The sequence below is a fragment of the Novosphingobium sp. B1 genome (assembly GCF_900176395.1).
GTDB lineage: Bacteria > Pseudomonadota > Alphaproteobacteria > Sphingomonadales > Sphingomonadaceae > Novosphingobium.
Window position 1 is genome coordinate 1 of record NZ_FWXL01000036.1, and the last position, 14,127, is coordinate 14,127.

The following is a 14,127-nucleotide window of genomic DNA, read 5'->3' on the forward strand; positions in this document are numbered from 1 at the left end:
ATGCCGGTTAATTGTTCGAGAGATGGCGATGCACAGTGCCTTTGATCAAAAGTTCGAGCGTCGCCGGATTACTTTCGGCATTGCTGGCTGAGTGCTTTGGATCAGGCGGCTGTCCCGGGGGTAAATGGAACCAGAGGCATGGCAAACTGCCGCGTTAAAAGTCGAAGTTCATCGGCCCAAAACACGGCGTTGGAACCGGTCTTACATTTACCTTCGCTGAGTCAATTCTGAAGGACAGTGCTTAGGCGGTTGCTAGGGTTTCCTGATCCGTCTGCCAGTGGGCTTTTTGGGCTGAGAGCCGGCGTGTAGCGAAGTGCCCTTCCCCCCATCTCGCACCACCCCGCGCTGGTCGCGCATCGTCACATCTCCTTATTCCTTCCTGTGTCTGGCTGGCGGCGTGAAGACGGGCCGTCCGTGAGGAATTCAGCCCTGCGCGATTCGCCCCTTCTCACTCGCCGTGTCGCGCCACGCCTTGGCTCTCCGACCTGATCTGCATTTCCAGACGGCGCCTGACCTTCAGCGCGCCGGTGTCCACTCGGGCGCTGATCTCGCGGGGCATGGTCGCACGTGACTGCAGAACCTGTTCGATCGCCTCGATGGCCTCAATATCTTCCGGCTGGATCCGCGAACCCATGGCGACCTGCATCTCGCCCAGTTCGGGGCGATCGATCCCGAAGCTGCGCGCGGTGTTTACGAAGTAGTGCAGTCGCGAGGGACCTGCGGGCGTCAGCAGATGAAGGTAGTTCTGCACGCCCAGCAACTTTCCGCTGGCAGCATCGTACATCGCCCCGCCAGTGCGGATCAGACATGGTCCGAGATATTCAGCATCGAAGTGCTGATGGAACGGACCAAGTTGCCCCGGAAACTGTGTTGCGAGCAGTGGATTTAGCGGCAGGTTCTCCCCCCGCCGCTGAACGGTTAAACTGGCCTCCGTCTCGATGACGTCGACCGGAATGGCGGCAACCTTTTCGCCCGCCGGAATGGTGCTGTGATGAATGAAGGTCACGTGGCTGAGGTCGAGCAGGTTCTCGATCAGCAGTGTGTAGCGCGCCGCAACCGTGACAACTGGGTGCTGCTCCACAGCCCAGTCGTCGCGACCCAGGCCCAAACTGTGCAGATCAGGAACAAGTCCTGGATCGGCGCGCCCCGGCGAGCCGGTCCACAGCCAGATCAGGCCGGCCTGCTCGAATAGGGGATAGGCGCGGAGCTGCGCGTTCTGCGGCACCCCCGTCTGGCTCGGTACGTGCTGGCATTTGCCGTCCGCACCAAACCGGAAGCCATGGTACCCGCATTGGACGGCATCGCCGACCAGGCAGCCCTTGCTGAGCGGAAATGCGCGATGCGGGCAAATGCCTGCCAGTGCCACAGCCTCGCCGGCTTCGGTCCGATACAGGATGACCGGCTCGCCGAGGATGTCGCGCGCCAGCACGTCACGTCCGACTTCGGACGAGTAGGCCGCGACCCACCATTGCTCACGAGGATATGGCTGGTCAACGGACAGCGGATACATGGTGGTCTCCCGGCTTGAATCTCGGCTTTGTCATATGACAAACTCATTCTTTGTCAAATATCAAACTTAACCCTTGTGGTTTGCCCCGCGCCTAGGCACAATTCTGCAATGACAATTGCGGCCAAAACCAAGGCGATGCCCCGCCCACCGCGCTACGACGGTGCCGCGAACCGCAAGAGGGTGCTCGAGACGGCACTGCAGGTTTTCGCGCGGGTCGGTTTCGCCGGCGCCAGCGTCCGCACGATCGCGGCCGAAGCGGGGATCGAGCAGGGCCATCTGACCTACTACTTCCCAACCAAGATTGCGTTGTGGCGCGGGGTGGTCGAAGCCTTCGCGTCCGAGCCCTTGCACCGGGTGGAGGCCGTCTTGCCAACCTCGGCCGGTCTGGACACGGCGTCTGCGGCGCGGCTTGTCCTGCCCGAATTGCTCCGGTGCTTTGCCCAGAACTCAGGGCTAACACGGCTCATGCTGCAGGAGATGTCCGTAGATTCGGATCGCAGCGATTGGTTGGCCAACCATTTCGCCCGGCCGGTATGGGCCGCGCTCCGCCCCCTGTTCGAGCAACTCGGCGAGGCAGGCTACTTGCGCGGGACACCACCAGAGCTTGCCTATTTCACCATGATCGGGTCAGCCCTGGTGACCTTCGGCAATTCCGAGCTGATCCGTCAGTTTACCAGTCATGACCCCTTGTCAAGCAAGGCCATTGAGCAAGCCATTAGCCACATCGTCAGCTCAGTCCTGCTCCGCTGACCGCGACCATACGGGAAGCCCTGCAATGAGCGCAGGCTCGAGCGGCCTTCGGCAGGTCTCGTCTCGATCTAACACCGGCTTGGTCGGCTGCTTCCATCGATGGACGTGGGAAAGACGCCTTGATTCAAGACGTTCGCGCTTCAGTGTGACATTTTCGATTGATGCCGTTGGTTCATTGGGTTTTCCGAACGGTGGAAGACTTGGTCTGGGACAAAGCGACCGATAGCTCATTGGCCGGTGTAAGTCAGGTTGCGCCGAAAGCTGCCTCTGGCCAGCGCAGGTGGATCGAGACAGTATCTACGAAGCAGCCGCTAGCGAATGCTTTAAACACTGGCCCAATACAGCGTATCGGCGAACCAGAATGCAAGATTCTTGCGGCAGCGCCTTGTTCTAACACTACTTTGGCAAAAGTGTGGTTTTGGAATTTCCCTGGCACGTAATGCGTAATTCTTGGGGAGCCAGCTTTGACGGAGGCTGGCGATGGACGAGGATTGACGTTCGGACCTGGAGCGGTGGCTTGAGCCGTATATGGGCTGGCTGGGTAACAAGACGCAGCGCCGGATGTGTCCGGCCTATATCGCCGGGCTGATTGGGTCGGGTGATCGCAAGAGTATCCAGCCCATGGCAGCCCGGTCTGACGCCATCGCTTATGACCGGCTGCATTATTTCATCGGGGCGGGCCTGTGGGACAGCGCGCCGCTGGAAGCGACCTTGTGGAGTCAGCCGGATGAGCTGGTGGGCGGTGACGGAGCCTGGCTGATCATTGACGACACCGCGTTGCCGAATACGGGCACGGCGTCGGTTGGCGTCGCGCCGCAATACGCTACAGCGCTGGGCAAGAACGCAAACTGCCAGACGCTGGTTATGGGTTGTCGGCTCCGTTCCGGCAGGCACTGAGCGAGCGCGGCCTTTGCTGGGCCGTCGGCATCCCGCGGCACCAAAAGGTCTGCCTGTCCAATGTGCACCTGATCTTCCCGGTGGCGGCTCGCGGGCGACCGCGGGTTCAGCACGTGCCAGACGCCAAGTCTCGCGCTGCACACGCCATGCTTGAAGACGTGAAGTGGCGTCAGATCAGTTGGCGCAAGGGAACGAAGGGACGCCTGAGCGCACGCTTTGCTGTTGTGCGCGTGCGCATCGCCGACGGAGCTCCCCAGCGGATCGGCTCCGCTGGAGCCCAGCACATGCCGGGAAAGGAAGCTTGGCTGGTTGGCGAGCAGGCCCATCAGCAACTTAAGAAAGAACTCGGCCTCGACCACTTCGAGGGCCAGTCCTGGACCGGGCTCCATCGCAACGCATTGATGACGATGATGGCCTATGCCTTCTTGCAATTCCGCCGGATCGCCCAAGGCGGGCCGGAAAAAAAGGGTCTGTGGCCCGCCGCCGCAACCCAGCCTGACAGCAGTGCGCCAAGCCATTATTGACTGCCTGTCACGCTCTCCACCATTGCAATGCCCTCACTGCGGATGCTCGCTCGATCCCAGCCCGTCTACACTTCTGCCAAAGTGATGCCAGAAATCGCCTCAAGCTCATTTTTCACAAACCAGCCGTTCAGCATCGCGCTAGTCGCAGGAACAGGGCTCTGGTCACTTTCTACAACGATCCAACCGGAAAAGCCCTGCGCCACCAGCGCGCGGTGACAACTGCTGACATCCACGATGCCGCCCTCATGTTCCAACTCGCAGTACCAACGTGCAATGCGGCGCGCGCCGCCGCCGGCAAGCATGAACTTGTCGGGAAAGGCCAATTTGTATTCATCCAGCGTATCGCGCTCGAGCGCATTCTTTAGCTGGACATGGATGAGACGGGCGGCAAAACGGTTGATCATAGCCACAGGATCGAGCCCCATGATCGCTGCGTCTGCCGTGTCGAGCGAGAGGCCGACCGTCGCCGGATCGCAAAGATCGACCAGTAGGGTGATGTCATGCTCGCTCCGGGCCATGGTCAGGCAGTCGAAATTGAGCGCAAGCCTGACGCCGGCTGGTGACAGCATCGCGCCAACGGCATTCCAGCAATCGGCAGCCACCTGCATTGTTGCGACGTCGACTGTGGTCTTGTCGTTCCAGTTCGGCAGCGCGCGCACCACGAGCGTATCGCCACCAAGCGCAGGCAGCAAATCGGCATACTGGCGCAGAGTGCCAAGGATGCGGCCGTGATCAGCCGGGTTCAAAACCGAAAGACCGTAAGCCCCTTCCTCAAAGATCGGTTCTGCCGGGTTGAAGTAATAACTGGAAACGGCGTTGATGCCGCAATTCGTCATCTCAGTGCGCAGCGCATCCACTGAACCGTAGAATTTCTCGATCCAGTCCTTGCGGCCCAATGGTTCCCACCGGCCGGATCCGCAGGGAATTTCAACGGCATTGAATCCGCTGACCGCCAGCGTCTTGAACGCATTTGTGTGCGCCTCGCGCAGCACGAAGCGGTCATGGCCGTTGTTCCACTGGTTGAGCGCGTAGCTCCAGCGCAAGGTCATGCCGCAGCCTTTCCGTAATAGATCGGTTCAAGCACGTTGCGCGCGTACCACATGGCCAGTGCTGTGCTTTCGGGATAGTTCCCGCCGCCAATATCGGCCTTGTCGTGTTCGACGCCGATCCAGCCTTCATAATTGTGATCTTTCAGGGCCTGCATCAGGGCGGGAAAATCGACCAGACCACCGGGCGTCCCCATTTCCCAGAACCAGCGCGGCGTAGTGCTTGCACAAAGTTCGGGGTCGGGCTGGCTGCGATAGTCTTCGACCATGTCGACGTGGCGGGTATCCTTGAAGTGAAAGCCGTTAACGCGGTGCGCATATTGGCGAAACAGAGCTACCGGATCGACGCCTGCGATCACGTGCTGGGCGGTGTCGATGTAAAGGTTCACATATGCCGGATCGGTCAGCGCATAAAACTGGTCGATCTCGCCTTGCGAACGGATGCCGCACCAGAATTCGTGGTGGCAGCCAAGCTTCATTCCGTGTTTTTCCAAGGACATGCGGCCAACCGTGTTCCACAGGTCGGCAAGCACCTGGATGCGGTCAACTGTCACCGGTTCGGTGTCGGAATAACAATGAGCCGGCATGACGATCAGGTTTTCGACGCCCAGCCCGGCGGCAAGCCCGGCGAAATGATCCAGCATGCCGATCACGCGGCCCTTGTGCTCCGGATCGTGGATCGTCATGCCCCGGCTTGCCTGCGGCTGACACCAGAACAGGTCGACGATCTTCTCGATCCCTCGCTCCTCAAGAAAGGTCTTGTAGGCCGGAAGGCCGCCAAACATCGCCGAGACTGCGCCGAGGTTCCAGGCGAACATGCCCACGCCACTAAGACCAACCGCAGCGATCTGTTTGATGAAGCGGTCCATTTCTGCACGTGAGGCAAACTGGTTGACCGGCCCCTTGGGCGAATCCGTTCGCCAGTGATCGGCGTACTGCCACTTGATCTTGTCCACGCGCCTCTACCCTTGAGCATTCATCGACCCAGCTTGAAGCAAAGCTTATAGAATAATGATTCTAATTAAGCAATGGCGGTTCACTAAGTGAGGCAGATCGGATGTGATTATGCCAGACAGGGTGATGCAGCAGGCGTAATTGCATTTCCGAGATTACGACGCTCCCGCAGTTTGAGCGGACCACTTATTCGGGTTGGGTGCAACCGCGTTAAGATCCGATGTTCGCCCCCCATTGGTGAGGGTATCGAGAACGGCCATACATTCACACTGCCCCTAAAAGGTTGAAAGAGCAGATCCGGGACTTATCGGTAATTAAGAGCACTAGCGGCGAACGGCACTTGGCCTGACGGAAGCTGCCATGAGCATGAACCTCTCAAGACGTCTCCTAGCCCCGCGCACCAGGCGGCCATGCGCATAACTATCGTCGACGAGTGCGCCAGTCGCGCGGCAGTGATTTTCGAGGGGCTGGTTATATCAGGGCGTCATGGCGTCCGGCTAAATACTTCCAGCCTTCAAAACCTCGCTGGCGTGGAAGGCAGCACGTGCCGAGAGGGCCATATAGGTCAGAGAGGGGTTCTGGCATCCGCTGGAAGCCATGGCCGCACCATCGGTTATAAACAGGTTCGGCACATCGTGCGCCTGATTGTACCCGTTGAGGACTGACTTGCGCGGGTCCTTGCCCATGCAAGCGGTGCCCATCTCATGGATGCCGAGGCCGGGCGGATTGATCTTGTCTCGCACCTGAATGTTGGTGGCGCCCACGGCCTCGAGCATTGCCTTGCCATCGACAAGAATGCGCGAGACGATCTTCTTCTCGTTTTCACCGTGAGTGCAGTCGATGTTGACCAGCGGTATCCCCCACTTGTCCACCTTGCTGGCATACAGGGTAACCCGGTTATCCGGATTGGGCAGCATTTCCCCGAAGCCGCCGAAAAATGCCATCCACGGGCCTGGCTTGCGCACACGCGCCTTAAGTTCTTCACCCACGCCGGGCTGAGACGTCGCCATCTGACGCCAGTTCACGCGCTGCATGGCGCCCTGGAAGCCGAAGCCGCGGATGAAGTCGACCTCGCTCTGCTTGCCGGGCAGATTGTAGAAGCGTGGAATGTACAGTCCGTTTGGACGGCGCCCGCGATAGTAGGTGTCCGGTCCCTGCACGGTGCCCGATACGCCCACGCCATAGATATGGTCCATCAGGTTACGCCCGACCATGTCGGATGAATTTGCAAGCCCACGGGGATTGGCGTCGGAGCGCGAATTCAGCAGGATCTGCGCGGTGCCGATTGTCGAGGCGCACAGGAACACGATGCGGGAGTCATATGTGCGGGCCTCGCGCGTATTCTGGTCAATCACCCGCACGCCCGTGGCTTTCCCAGTCCTGGGGTCAGTAATCACGGAATGGACGATCGCATCGGTCACGATTGTCAGGTTGCCGGTGCGCTCGGCAGCAGGAAGGGACGACGAAAGGCTTGAGTGATAGGCGCCGTACGAACAGCCGCGCTCGCAAAGTGAGCGGTATTGGCAGGGATTACGCCCCAACTCCTCATGATGCGGACGAGTTTCGGTAAGGTGGGCGCAGCGGCCGATGATGACCTTGCGGTCCGGGAAGGCTTGCTCGACCTTCGCCTTGAACAGCTTTTCCGCGTCATTCATCGGCATGGCGGGAAGGAACTGTCCGTCCGGCAATTGATCGAGCCCTTCGCTCGAGCCAGAAACACCAATGAACCGCTCGATATGATCGTACCAGGGGGCGAGATCGGCGTAACGGATCGGCCAATCCGAACCATGTCCGTCAAGCGCATTGGCCTGAAAGTCCATTTCCGACATGCGGTAGGTTTGCCGGCCCCACATGATGGAGCGACCACCGAGGTGATAGCCCCTGATCCACGAAAAAGGTTTTCCTTCAGGCGTCTCGTAGGGATGCTCGCTGTCTTTCACCCAGTATTGCTGGGTGGCCGTAGAAACGGCGTAGCACTGTCTTTGGATCGGGTAGTCTCGCGCAAGTTCCTCTTCGGGGATGCCGCCGCTCATGCCTGATCCGACTACAATGGCGTCAAACATTGCTCCGCCCTCCCCCTCAAATATATCCGGCGCCAGCCCAGGCGCGAGTCTGTGCGGTGATGGGCACCGACGGTTCGAACGCGCCCGGCGCATGTTCATAACGCAATACGACCGTCGCCCCGGGTTCGCTGGAGTAATAGAGAATCAGCATCAGTTCCCGCAGGCGGCGATAGCCGGAGTCAGCAAAGTTTGCCTGATCGTATGGCGCGAGGATTGCCTTGCGTTGCGCCGCAGCTTTCGCTGCGAAGCCGCCCGCGCCTGCTGCAGCATCGATCTTCCGCAAGGCATCAAGCAGGCTTGCCCGGGTCTGGGGCGATGCCCAATCGGCAAGTAAGGCGGCAAAAAGCGCAGGAACGCCGGCATCGACGGCGCCAGGAGTGTCTGTCCTCGGTATGAGGGTATCGGCATAAGCGGCGGCCAGCGAATGTATTGGGCCAGGAAGTTGCGCCTGCGCCTTTGCCGCCTTCGCCAAGACATCTGCTGGCAAGATGGAAACACCCAGAAGCATGGCCAGCCCGCCCAGGGTTTCACGGCGATTCAACGCTGACGTCTGCATCGATATCTCTCCCGCGCCGATCAACTGTTGTGTTGTCCGAAAATTTTGGCAACGTTGTCAAAACAGGTATGGGATGGGGAATCACAGATTGTCAACGCTATCATTGAAGCTGCGCCTATTCATCATGATGGCGCTGCAGGTCGCGGTCTGGGGGGCATGGGCGCCGAAGCTTTTTCCCTACATGGGAATGCTGGGGTTCGATGCTGCGCAGCAGGGCCTTGTCGGCACTTGCTGGGGCATCGCCTCAATCGTCGGGATCTTTTTCTCGAACCAGTTCGCGGATCGCACGTTTTCTGCTGAGCGTTTCCTTGCGGGCAGCCACGCCATCGGCGGGATGGCGCTGATCGGGGTCGCGCTCAGCACATCATTCGTCCCATTCTTCATCTGCTACATGATCTACAGCCTGGTGTATGTCCCGACGCTTTCGGTCGCCAATACGATGGCCTTTGCCAATCTCGAAAAGCCCAGCGACTTCGGCACCGTGCGCTCGGGCGGCACGGTCGGCTGGATCATGGCCAGTTGGCCCTTCGTGTTCCTTCTCGGCGCTCAGGCCGATGCTCATGAAGTGCGATCCATCTTCTTCGTGGCGGCCGCGATTTCCTTCGCGATGGCTCTATTTTCGCTCACTCTGCCACATACGCCGCCACGTACGAGCGACAGCGTCGACAAGCTCGCCTGGCGCCGCGCCATCCGCCTTTTGGGTACGCCGGTCATCGCGGTGCTTTTTGCCGTGACGTTCATCGATTCCATCGTACACAACGGCTACTTCGTCTTGTCAGACGCATACCTTACCAAGCGCGTGGGTATCGCCGGCAACCTGTCGATGCTGGTGCTCAGCCTCGGCCAGGTGGCTGAAATCCTGACCATGCTGGTTCTGGGCCGGGTCTTGGCCAAGCTGGGCTGGCGTACGACGATGATCATCGGGATCATGGGCCACGCGGCCCGCTTCCTTGCCTTCGCGTTCCTCGCGGATTCCGTGCCTGCGATCATTGCTATCCAGCTACTGCACGGGATTTGCTACGCATTCTTTTTCGCCACCGTGTACATCTTCGTCGACGAAGCCTTCCCGTCCGACGTGCGCTCCAGCGCGCAGGGTCTCTTCAACCTGCTGATCCTTGGAGCAGGCAACGTGGTCGCGAGCTTCGCCTTCCCGGCTCTCGTTACCCGCCTTACCGATGCAAATGGCATGACCGATTATTCAAAGGTTTTTCTGGTCCCGGCCGGTCTCGCGACCTTTGGCGCGCTGATCCTGCTGCTGGCCTTCCGGCCCAAAACCCATGGCCCAGACCACGAAGTGGAGACTGCATGATGATTGCTGACCGTCGAACGATCCTTGGCGGACTGGGTGCTGCAGGACTATCCCTCGCGCTCCCCGCATCGGCCCTTGCAGGCAAGGGCAAGCCGTTCTTCAAGCGGATCGGCAAACCGATAGGGCTCCAGCTATACACGCTTGGCGATCTGCCGGTGAAGGATCTGGAGGGGACGCTTGCCAGCGTTGCGAAAATTGGTTTTTCCGAGATCGAGCTGCCCAATTTCTACAACCGCACACCCAAGGATCTTCGGGCAGCCGGCGACAAGGCGGGTGTCCGCTTCAGCTCGATACACCTGAACATGCCGGGACCGTTCAACGGCGGCTCGATCAATCTGCTGACCTCGCCTCAGGAACTTGCCGATGCGCTCAACACGCTCGGAATCTATCAGGCATTCCTTCCGCTGTATCCCTTGCCCGAGGCATTTTCGGTTCCGACCGGCGGCAATGTGCAAAAGGCCATTGGCGACGCGCTGCTGTCAGCGGGTCCCGATCACTGGAAGCGCACGGCGCAGATCCTCAACGAACGCGCAGCCGCGCTGCGACCGTTCGGCATCCGGCTGGGCTATCACAACCATAACATGGAATTCCAACCTCTCGCTGATGGCCAGACGGGCTGGGACGTACTTCTGCGCGAGGTAGATCCGGCGCTGGTCAATTTCGAGCTGGACCTCGGCTGGGTGTCAGCGGCCGGGCGTGATCCCGTGACTGAACTGGGACGCCTAAAGGGGCGTGTTGCGGCGGTCCATGTCAAGGACGTGAAGGCGACGACAAGTACCAACTACATCATGCAACAGGTGCCCACCGAAGTGGGATCAGGGCGCCTTCAATGGTCGCGCATTCTGCCTGCAGCACAGGCTGCGGGCGTTTCGCATTACTTTGTTGAGCAGGAGCCTCCCTTCGAGCGCGACAGGCTCGCAGCTGTCGCGATCTCGCATGGTTTCCTGAGCACGGTCGTCGCCTGAAAGCACAGGCCCCTCGCCCGTCAGGCGGGAGCGCGGATGCTGCTTCCGCCCTGCTCCGCCTCGGTAATCTTCAATTGCGCTTCCATCATCTTGCGCATCTCAAACTTCTGCGCCTTGCCCGTCACCGTCATGGCAAATGCTTCGACGAGGCGGACGTGACGGGGCACCTTGTAATGGGCAATACGTCCCTTGCAGTGCCTGAGAACGTCGTCAGTCGACAGGGAATGACCACTTCGCGCAATGACCCAGGCGCACACTTCCTCGCCAAACTTTTCGTCTGACACCCCGAAGACCTGCGCGTCCTGGATTGCCGGGTGTGTCAGCAGGAATTCCTCGATCTCGCGAGGATATATGTTCTCTCCGCCACGGATGATCATGTCCTTGATGCGACCGGTGATCTGCACATAGCCGTGCTCGTCCATGGTCGCGAGATCGCCAGAATGCATCCAGCCGTCGGCATCGATAGCCTCGGCCGTCTTTGCGGCATCGTCCCAGTAGCCAAGCATGACGGCATAGCCGCGCGAGCAATATTCGCCCTGCTCCCCGATCGGCAGGGTCTCTCCATCAAGGCCGACAATCTTTGCCTCGGCGTGGGGATGGACCCGCCCGACGGTGCCGACCCGTTCGGCAATCGGATCGTCCGTCGCGGTTTGCGTGGTCAGCGGGCTTGTCTCGGTCATACCGTAACCGATCGTAACCTCGGTCATGTTCAACCGGTCCATGACCTGCTCCATGGTCGTGACCGGACAAGGCGATCCGGCCATGATGCCGGTTCTCAATGTGCTGACATCGTAGCTATCGAGGTCGTCTTGCGCGAGGATCGTGATGAACATCGTCGGCACGCCGTAAAGCGCCGTGCATCCCTCGGCCTGGACAGCTTCCAGCGCCAGCTTTGGATCGAACGCCTCGCCCGGATAGACCATTGCCGCACCGCTGGTCAGTGCCGCCAGATTGCCCAGCACCATGCCGAAGCAATGGTAGAGCGGGACCGGGATGCAGATGCGGTCCTTGACGTCCAACTTGATTGCGCGGGCCGTAAAGTGACCGTTGTTGAGGATATTGCGATGGGTCAGCGTCGCGCCCTTGGGAAAACCGGTCGTGCCACTGGTGAATTGGATGTTGATCGCATCGTTGCAGTCGAGCGTTGCCTCTGCCGCCGCGAGGCGTTCGCGATCAGGTTCGGCGCGCAATGATTGCCACGCTTCGAACCCTTCCTGCGTCTCACCACCCAGCACGACCATGCTACGCAGATGCGGGAGCTTTTCCGGCCCCAGTTCGCGCAGCATGGCCACATAGTTGCTCGTCTTGAAACTGGCTGCCGTCACCAGAAGTGTGCAGCCGACCTTGTTCAACGCATATTCGACCTCGCTGGTCCGGTAGGCTGGATTGATCGTGACCAGCACCGCGCCGATGCGCGCCGTGGCGAATTGCAGCACCGCCCATTCGGCTCGGTTCGGAGCCCATATTCCGACACGGTCGTCCTTCTCTACCCCGCGCTTAAGCAAGCCAGTCGCAATCCGATCGACTTCGGCATCCAGCTGCGCCCAGGAATAGCGCAGGTCCTGATGGCGCGAGACAAGGGCCAGTTCATCGCCCCAGGCTTGTGCTGCATCGCGCAAGGCCTGCCCGATGGTCTTCTCAAGTAGGGGCTCGTCGGTCGTGCCCTTGGCGTAGGAAAGCTGCGTCATCGCTTGATATTCACCACCTGCGTCTGTGTATACTCGCCAAGCCCCTCGATCGACTGTTCAACGCCGAGCCCGCTGGACTTGAAGCCAGCCATCGGGATGTGTGGACCGATCGCAATGTGCTGGTTGACCCAGACTTGCCCGCTTTCGATGCGCGAGGCAATTTCCGAAGCACGCTTGACGTCCTTCGACCAGACTGAACCGCCCAGGCCGTATTCCGAGGCATTGGCGCGGGCGATGACGTCCTCGATGTCATCGAAACGGATCAAGGGGAGGATCGGCCCGAACTGCTCCTCGTCAACGATACGGTCACCATCGGTGACATCGCGCACGATTGTCGGGCGAATGAAGTATCCGGCGCGCTCCATCACGTCGCCGCCCGCGACGATGGTTCCCTCCTCTCGCGCCGCCTCAAGAAAGCCTTTCACCTTTTCAAACTGCGTCGCGTTCTGGATCGGACCGATCTGCGTGCCCTGCTGCAATCCGTCATCGACCACGGCGGCTTCGGCCAGACGTGCCACTTCGCCACACATCGCGTCATAGATGTCCGCATGAACATAGGCGCGCGTTACCGCCAAGCAGACTTGCCCATTGTTGAGGAAGGCATTGCCGAAAATCGCCTGCGCGGTCTCGCGCACGTCGACGTCCTCCAGCACGATCGCAGGATCGTTGCCGCCGAGTTCCAGCGTGACGCGCTTCAGCGTATCGGCGCCGCTTGCAGCAATGCGTTTGCCCGTGGCCGTCGATCCGGTGAACCCAACCTTGGCTACATCGGGATGCGCGGTAAGATGCGAGCCGAGGTCGTTGGCATCGGTGATCACGTTGACGACGCCTGCCGGGAAGACATCGCGGCAGATCTGCCCAAGGATAAGTGCGCACACGGGCGTCGTAGGCGCTGGTTTTAGCACGATGGCATTGCCTGCAAGCACTGCCGGCCCGATCTTCCAGCACGCGACCAGCAGCGGAAAATTCCACGCAATGATGCCGACGACCACGCCAAGCGGGCGGTGCCTGACCGCGATATAGCCGCTGTCATCATCCTGGATCACGCGCTCGGGCAATTCCAGCGTGGCGTAGTGGCGAAGATAACCATCGGTCCAGGCGAGTTCACCCATGGCTTCAGCCAGTGGCTTGCCCTGCTCCATGGTCAGCGCGCGGGCAATTTCGTCATTGCGCGCGGCGATCGCATCAGCAAGCTCGATCAGCTTCGCCTGTCGATCCGCCCATGGCACCGCAGACCACCCGGGAACCGCAGCCTTCGCCGCGGCGACGGCCGCATCGGCTTGGGAAGCCGACGCCCGAGGTACCTTGCAGAAGGCCTTTCCGGTGGCAGGATTGATCACATCCATCGTCATTTCGCCATCGACGAGATCGCCGCCGATCAGCAGCTTGTAGTCAGCCATGGTCCTCTCCCGGCGGTTATTCACGCCTTCAAAATCAGATTGTCAGAACTTCGCGCCTACCGTCACACCGTAAGTGCGCGGGTTGCCGATGTGGTTGTAATCAAAGCCGAAGCCCGCCAGCAGATCGACGCGTGACGTGAAATAGAACTTGTCGGTCAGGTTCTTGCCCCACACTGAGGCATTGAACCGGCCGTCAGCGCTCTCCCAGTCGATGTGGCCGCCAACCAAGGCATATGACGTCTGCCGAAGCCGCGGCACGTTCAGCACCTCGAAGAACTGGCTGGATTGGTAGGAAACGTCGGGGTGAACCGACACCTTGCCCATGTCTCCATCGACGAGCGTAAGATCGATTGTGGCGTTGAAGGTAAAGTGTAGATTTCCGCTGAGAATTGACCCGGTATTTCCATCGAGAATTGACCCGGGTGATGGTATGTCCCGCAGAGCGGGTTTTGGGTCAAGCTGGTG

The 14,127-nt window shown here is 60.1% G+C and carries 10 protein-coding genes and 2 pseudogenes; 4 read left to right on the top strand and 8 right to left on the bottom strand.

Annotated elements, in window-relative coordinates:
- Window positions 1-448 precede the first annotated feature (448 nt).
- Entirely contained in the window at window positions 449-1,510 is a 1,062-nt protein-coding gene (locus tag B9A23_RS21195) for an aromatic ring-hydroxylating dioxygenase subunit alpha (RefSeq protein WP_084281351.1), read from the bottom strand.
- Window positions 1,511-1,618: 108 nt separating this feature from the next.
- Here B9A23_RS21195 and B9A23_RS21200 point away from each other — a divergent pair, with 108 nt between their 5' ends.
- On the top strand, window positions 1,619-2,260 hold the full coding sequence (locus B9A23_RS21200; RefSeq protein ID WP_084281353.1) for a TetR/AcrR family transcriptional regulator: 642 nt from the start codon (window positions 1,619-1,621) through the stop codon (window positions 2,258-2,260).
- A 528-nt stretch (window positions 2,261-2,788) separates the two neighbouring features.
- Window positions 2,789-3,624, top strand: a pseudogene (locus tag B9A23_RS21205) (IS701 family transposase); the annotation flags it as partial.
- Window positions 3,625-3,746: 122 nt separating this feature from the next.
- On the opposite strand, the gene B9A23_RS21210 reads toward B9A23_RS21205, so the two are convergent.
- The 4 genes from B9A23_RS21210 to B9A23_RS21225 all read right to left on the bottom strand — a co-directional run bounded on the left by B9A23_RS21210 (window position 3,747) and on the right by B9A23_RS21225 (window position 8,300).
- The gene (locus B9A23_RS21210) at window positions 3,747-4,673 is read right to left on the bottom strand and encodes a sugar phosphate isomerase/epimerase family protein (protein ID WP_176218119.1); all 927 of its coding nucleotides are present in this window, start codon (window positions 4,671-4,673) and stop codon (window positions 3,747-3,749) included.
- Window positions 4,674-4,726: 53 nt separating this feature from the next.
- A complete protein-coding gene (locus B9A23_RS21215) occupies window positions 4,727-5,683 on the bottom strand; it encodes a sugar phosphate isomerase/epimerase family protein (protein ID WP_217806653.1) in 957 nt (318 codons plus the stop codon).
- A gap of 495 nt (window positions 5,684-6,178) precedes the next feature.
- Entirely contained in the window at window positions 6,179-7,744 is a 1,566-nt protein-coding gene (locus B9A23_RS21220; protein ID WP_084281355.1) for a GMC oxidoreductase, read from the bottom strand.
- Between the two features lie 16 nt (window positions 7,745-7,760).
- Entirely contained in the window at window positions 7,761-8,300 is a 540-nt protein-coding gene (locus tag B9A23_RS21225; protein ID WP_139797632.1) for a gluconate 2-dehydrogenase subunit 3 family protein, read from the bottom strand.
- Window positions 8,301-8,373: 73 nt separating this feature from the next.
- Here B9A23_RS21225 and B9A23_RS21230 point away from each other — a divergent pair, with 73 nt between their 5' ends.
- The gene (locus tag B9A23_RS21230; RefSeq protein ID WP_084281359.1) at window positions 8,374-9,609 is read left to right on the top strand and encodes an MFS transporter; all 1,236 of its coding nucleotides are present in this window, start codon (window positions 8,374-8,376) and stop codon (window positions 9,607-9,609) included.
- A complete protein-coding gene (locus tag B9A23_RS21235) occupies window positions 9,606-10,574 on the top strand; it encodes a sugar phosphate isomerase/epimerase family protein (protein ID WP_084281360.1) in 969 nt (322 codons plus the stop codon). The genes B9A23_RS21230 and B9A23_RS21235 overlap by 4 nt, the downstream gene beginning before the upstream one ends.
- Window positions 10,575-10,594: 20 nt before the next feature.
- Here B9A23_RS21235 and B9A23_RS21240 read toward each other — a convergent pair whose 3' ends face one another.
- The 3 genes and pseudogenes from B9A23_RS21240 to B9A23_RS21250 form a co-directional block, all read right to left on the bottom strand.
- A complete protein-coding gene (locus tag B9A23_RS21240; protein ID WP_084281361.1) occupies window positions 10,595-12,262 on the bottom strand; it encodes an AMP-binding protein in 1,668 nt (555 codons plus the stop codon).
- Window positions 12,259-13,662 carry an aldehyde dehydrogenase family protein gene (locus B9A23_RS21245; RefSeq protein WP_084281363.1) on the bottom strand — a complete coding sequence of 468 codons (1,404 nt, stop codon included), beginning with the start codon at window positions 13,660-13,662 and terminating at the stop codon, window positions 12,259-12,261. Before B9A23_RS21245 ends, B9A23_RS21240 begins: the two co-directional genes overlap by 4 nt.
- 42 nt (window positions 13,663-13,704) lie before the next feature.
- A pseudogene (locus B9A23_RS21250) lies at window positions 13,705-14,127 on the bottom strand (hypothetical protein); the annotation flags it as partial.

What these genes read in the sequence shown, in the direction of transcription:
- B9A23_RS21235 (WP_084281360.1), top strand. Translation starts at nt 9,606, where the DNA reads ATGATGATTGCTGACCGTCGAACGATCCTTGGCGGACTGGGTGCTGCA.
- B9A23_RS21245 (WP_084281363.1), bottom strand. Translation starts at nt 13,662, where the DNA reads ATGGCTGACTACAAGCTGCTGATCGGCGGCGATCTCGTCGATGGCGAA.
- B9A23_RS21225 (WP_139797632.1), bottom strand. Translation starts at nt 8,300, where the DNA reads ATGCAGACGTCAGCGTTGAATCGCCGTGAAACCCTGGGCGGGCTGGCC.
- B9A23_RS21200 (WP_084281353.1), top strand. Translation starts at nt 1,619, where the DNA reads ATGACAATTGCGGCCAAAACCAAGGCGATGCCCCGCCCACCGCGCTAC.
- B9A23_RS21220 (WP_084281355.1), bottom strand. Translation starts at nt 7,744, where the DNA reads ATGTTTGACGCCATTGTAGTCGGATCAGGCATGAGCGGCGGCATCCCC.
- B9A23_RS21230 (WP_084281359.1), top strand. Translation starts at nt 8,374, where the DNA reads ATGGGGAATCACAGATTGTCAACGCTATCATTGAAGCTGCGCCTATTC.
- B9A23_RS21195 (WP_084281351.1), bottom strand. Translation starts at nt 1,510, where the DNA reads ATGTATCCGCTGTCCGTTGACCAGCCATATCCTCGTGAGCAATGGTGG.
- B9A23_RS21240 (WP_084281361.1), bottom strand. Translation starts at nt 12,262, where the DNA reads ATGACGCAGCTTTCCTACGCCAAGGGCACGACCGACGAGCCCCTACTT.